Here is a 4,888-nt window from a genome sequence, read left to right as displayed (position 1 = left end):
GAAAGGGAGTGTTTTTCCGCAGCGACGAATGAGCACTCCACTTCAGAAGAATGGAAGAAAGCTCACTAAACAGAGTTTTCACTACTTCGCAGTATATATCTAAGGTGAATAAAAAGGTTGGCTAGTTTATTTGATACATCAAAAATTACATAATTTTGATACGTATATCTATGGTTAAAGTTAATACAATAAGTTTTAGGTTTTTAGAGTAGCCGTAGTAATAAAAGGAGGAACTAGTGTGTATGAAAATGTTACAAAAATCAGCTTATGACCTCACTTTTTTTGGTCAACATATAACTGTAGAACCCACTAGCAGGCGAATAAAGATATATCAACTACCGCCAGCAAAAAATATGGATACTTTTATGGATCGTTTAAAAAGGCTCTCAAAAGAAACACATTGCGACAAATTAATTTTTTATGTATTACTTGATAATCAAGAGGTGATGAGTTCTTATAATGCTGATTATGAGGGGAGGATTCAAGGTTTTTTTAATGGTGATACAGCTCTTATTTATGCTATCTTTTTAAATTCTGATCGCAAACAATCAGAGAATTTAGAAGCTGAGAAACAAGTCATGCAAAATATTAAAGAACGAATACAAGAGGGTTTCACTTTTGGTCTACCAGAAGGGTATTCGATGAGGTGGGCAAAGAAAAAAGATGCCTCTCAAATGGCATTATTGTATAAAACCGTATTTAAATCGTATCCCACGCCTATGAATGATCCTGAGTTTATTAAGGAAATGATGCAAAATCAGGTCTATTTCTCGATTGTTGAGAATGAGGGATCTGTTGTCAGTGCCTGTTCAGCAGATATATTACCTGAATACCAATCAGCTGAACTATCTGACTGTGCAACATATCCGAATCATCGCGGCAAACAGTTGTTATCCTATCAAGTATCCCGTTTGATACCGCGAGTTAAGCAATTAGGAATTAATGTATTATTTTCGTATTCACGTTCTGTTTCAGTAGGAATGAACTTAGTAAATGTAAAACATGGATTTCAATATGGAGGCAAAATGATTCGAAATAGTAACATTGCCGGAAGCATGGAAAATATGAATATCTGGTACAAAACACTTTAATATCAAACACTCATCATAGAAGAGACAGAAAGGAAAGGATTAAACATGACATTTGATTTACCAATTCAAGACACTTCATTCAAAGTAAATGATCAAAAGGATCGTAAAATGATTCAACAAAAACAAACAGGACCGGTAAAACTAAAGCATGCGAAACCTGCTAAAGGGAAGAAAATAGCACTTATTGGTTGGAGTATTCCAACAATGGAAGCGATGGATCGCATCCAACGACCATATATTGTGGTGAGTTTGCCAGAGTTTCAGGACTATGCCGAAAAACATCAGATTCCTTTTTATGCTTGGCAATTTGATAAGGATATCGATTATGAGCAAGTATATCAGAAAGCAGAGCCACTTTTTCAAGCATTACAGCAACTTGATGTCGATCATGCTATTCCATTATTTGAGGAAACAGTGGAATGGGCTGGTGCTTTAAATGCTTATTTTAGACAAGAGCCTAAACTTTTTCATCATTCCGTTCTGTTTCGAGATAAAGCAATGATGAAACGTAGAGCTCATATTGGTGGACTTAAAGTTGGGGTGTTTGAAGAAGTAAACGACAAAGAACAGGTTCGTCAGTTTTTCCAACGAATCAATGCTTCATTATTACGTCATCATGAAGAAGATCATGATCCAATACATGTGAAGGCTTTAGATAAAGCGGGAGCTGCTGGTCACCGAATGATTCGATCAGAAGAAGATATCGATACGAAACTTTCCGACGATAATTTTCCTAGTTTAGTGGAAAGTCATTTAAAAGGAATGGAAGTATCCTGTGAAGCCTTTATCCATCAAGGAGAATTATTGTTTTTAAACATTACTGAGTATATTGTGTTTGGTTACTCGATGATGGTACCTCCATCACCAGAGATAGAAAAATATCGTCCAGCCATTCGTGAAGAAGTACAAAAACTAGTGGATGCATTTGATATATCATACGGTATTATTCATCCTGAGTTTTTTATTACTGATGATGAACAAGTATATTTTGGTGAAGTAGCATATCGAATTCCAGGTGGTCATATTTTTGACCTTATGCAGAAAACATATGGATTTAATCCATATGAAGGACACATTCTTTGTTGTGATCCGAATACACCGGAGGAAGAATTGAAGGATTTCTTTCCGAAGGAGGATCAATCGAATGGACATGCTGGTAGCTTCTTAGTCTACCCGAAGAAAAATAAAGTACAAGGCGTCAATATTCCTGACGAATTGGAGGAGCATCCAGGTTTTGATAAGCATACATTATTTAAGCCGATGCAAGTAAAGGTACAGGATCAGGAGGGATATGGAAATCATCTGGGGACTGTATTTTTCCACCATGAAGATCACCAACATGTAAAGCAGCCACTAACCGATTATGTCGAACATGATTTTTTTCATTAAGAAGAAATCAATATGCTTAGCGAAGTAAAAAAGCTCGACGGAGTAAAAATTTTGCAAGATCAAAGTTTTTAAAAAAACGAAAGCTTAAATGTAATTCAAGTTTTTCTAATGTAAAGGAGTGTGTCATGAATGAGTACGGAAGTAGAGACAAATCAAACGGAAACGTTTAAACAAGCATTGCAGGTGATGGAAGACGCAGTACCATATGCGAAAAAAATGTATCAGTCAGATGTTTTGCAGGCTGCTGCAAGATTAATGGATGAAGAGGATGGAATGGAAACGCTTTATCAACATGCGGACCGCTTTGATAAAGCTGGGGTTTTTGAGGGAGGACCATGGGCAGAGCCTTCGAATCTGGAACCAAGACTGGTTTCAGGATCCTTAATGGACAGTGGTATGACATCAATCGTGGAAATTTTAAGTGAACTGCGAATGGTAGCTATTGCTAAAGAGAAGTACAAGCATGAGAAGGTATCTAAGGATGATGCGAAACATTTTTTAAACGAAGTAATGGCTTTAAATGTAGATATACTTTTTCCGGAAGAGACGGAAGCCGCAAGAATTGAAGGAAAACAAAAAGAAAAAAACAGAGCAGAAAGACTTTTTCAATTTTTAGCAGATAAATTATCGTTAGCTTCTATTTCTGGCAAGATATTAGAGGAAATTGATGACCTTATCGCTCAACGTCCGATTATGGTTAATCGTATTGTCAGTATGATTAAGGATGCCAAGAAATTATTGAAACAAACGATAGAAGAGAAGGAAAAAAGGGCGATTAAACGATATGTAAATGCATTGTCAGGTCCAACAAAGAAAAGTAAAAAATACCAAGAACCATGTGATTATCGCAAACAGTTAAAGGAAATGTCAGATCAAGAATTGGAAGAAGAAGCAAAAATCTTTGCTAAAAGTATGCGCGAAACAGGTCTCGTATCCAAACATCACGTTGTCCTTGTCCGTTATTTAAATCGGAATAATCAACAGTTATTATCTACTACCATGCAATTGAATAATAAAGGGAAAGCAAATTTAGAAGAACATATCGAGATTGTCAGCAATTTAATTACAGTAGCTATTCATTTGCCAATGCGCCAATCCTTATATGGATTGGCATGTATGCTGGAGAGGGGGGTATTGTCCTCAACACCAGTTATACCTGGTTTAAAAAGATTGATAGAGCTTGATTTACAGCCAGAAGTTAGAAAAGTATTATTGAATTCAATTAATGATAATGAAGGGATAACAGCAAATGATATTATGCTTGCAGGGGTGATTAGCGTCCTCGGACAACCACTTGGAATTGGTCAAGGGATGAATCCTACATGTCAAACTGCTCGTGGTATAAGCTTGTGGTCTTTACATGCCCCTGGTTATTTGTTGGAATTAATTCCTCGAGCTGCAAGAGATGGCGATATTGATGTGCAATTCGAAGGACAGACTATCCATTCTAAAAACCTACATGAAGGATTAGTGCAAGATTTACATGAAGAATTAGATCCTGTATCACTTATTTTAGTACCACATCTTGATCGTATATATGGTGAATTAGTTAGAAGATCGGAATTTAGAGGGGATGACGTCCATAAATGGGTCAATCCAGCCTTTTATGGAGATTGGATCTCAAGAGGGTTCAGTTCAACGATTGATCCATTGACTGGTTCTGTTGCAGATTATCCTGGATTTGTCCGTCTTTTTTATGCGACGCATCATCCAGATTACAATAATGGCTATGAGTTAATTTATCCAAACCCAGTTGGTATCTTTATAACCAATTCGTTTGGAAACCTATTAGGACTGCATGCTGTTTCGATTCAACGTGTTGCTCGCGATTCTGACGGTAAATACCGTATCTATTTTTATAATCCAAACAATGATAGTGCACAAGTTTGGGGGCAAGGGATTACTCCAACAGTAAAAGGACATGGAGAGTTGCCTGGTGAGTCTTCACTGCCATTCCATGAATTTGTAGCAAGGTTGTATGCTTTTCATTATAATCCATATGAACAAGGAGATGCATACGCAGTAGACAATCAGTATGTCGAAAAAGTGGAGAAGTTAGCTAGAGAAAGCTGGGGAGAGAAATACACCTGGGTGCAAATTTAATTCCATATTCCAAGGAGAAGGACAACATCTCCTTGGAATATATTTCTATTAAAATTCCTCTTGCAAAGTTAATCTGTGACGTGGTATATTATTAATTGTCGCTGAAAACGGCATGACAAAAAACATCTCATACAACTAATAAAAAAAGTTGTTGACATTAAATGAATGGGATGGTATGATATAAAAGTTGTCGCAAAAAAAGACAGCAACCTTTGATCTTTGAAAACTGAACAAAACAACCAGTATGATTATAAACATGAAACAAGCTAGCTTATAGAAGCGAGCGCAAGTCAACTTTTATTGAG

At 36.5% G+C, this 4,888-nt stretch carries 3 protein-coding genes; all 3 read left to right on the top strand.

From position 1 onward, the window contains the following. Positions 1–242: 242 nt before the first annotated feature. The 3 genes from ablB (at position 243) to J5J03_RS00255 (ending at position 4,583) form a co-directional block, all read left to right on the top strand. Positions 243–1,091: a putative beta-lysine N-acetyltransferase gene (ablB, locus tag J5J03_RS00265; protein WP_208585547.1), complete on the top strand. Its 849-nt coding sequence runs from the start codon at positions 243–245 to the stop codon at positions 1,089–1,091. Between the two features lie 45 nt (positions 1,092–1,136). Beyond that, positions 1,137–2,480: an ATP-grasp domain-containing protein gene (locus J5J03_RS00260; RefSeq protein WP_208585546.1), complete on the top strand. Its 1,344-nt coding sequence runs from the start codon at positions 1,137–1,139 to the stop codon at positions 2,478–2,480. Between the two features lie 129 nt (positions 2,481–2,609). Continuing rightward, positions 2,610–4,583 (top strand): hypothetical protein, encoded by a 1,974-nt coding sequence (locus J5J03_RS00255; RefSeq protein WP_208585545.1) that lies wholly within the window; start codon positions 2,610–2,612, stop codon positions 4,581–4,583. The last annotated feature ends 305 nt before the right edge of the window (positions 4,584–4,888 follow it).

The sequence above is a fragment of the Gracilibacillus suaedae genome, assembly GCF_017599345.1.
Lineage (GTDB): Bacteria > Bacillota > Bacilli > Bacillales > Amphibacillaceae > Gracilibacillus > Gracilibacillus suaedae.
This window is presented reverse-complemented; position numbering and strand designations above follow the sequence as displayed.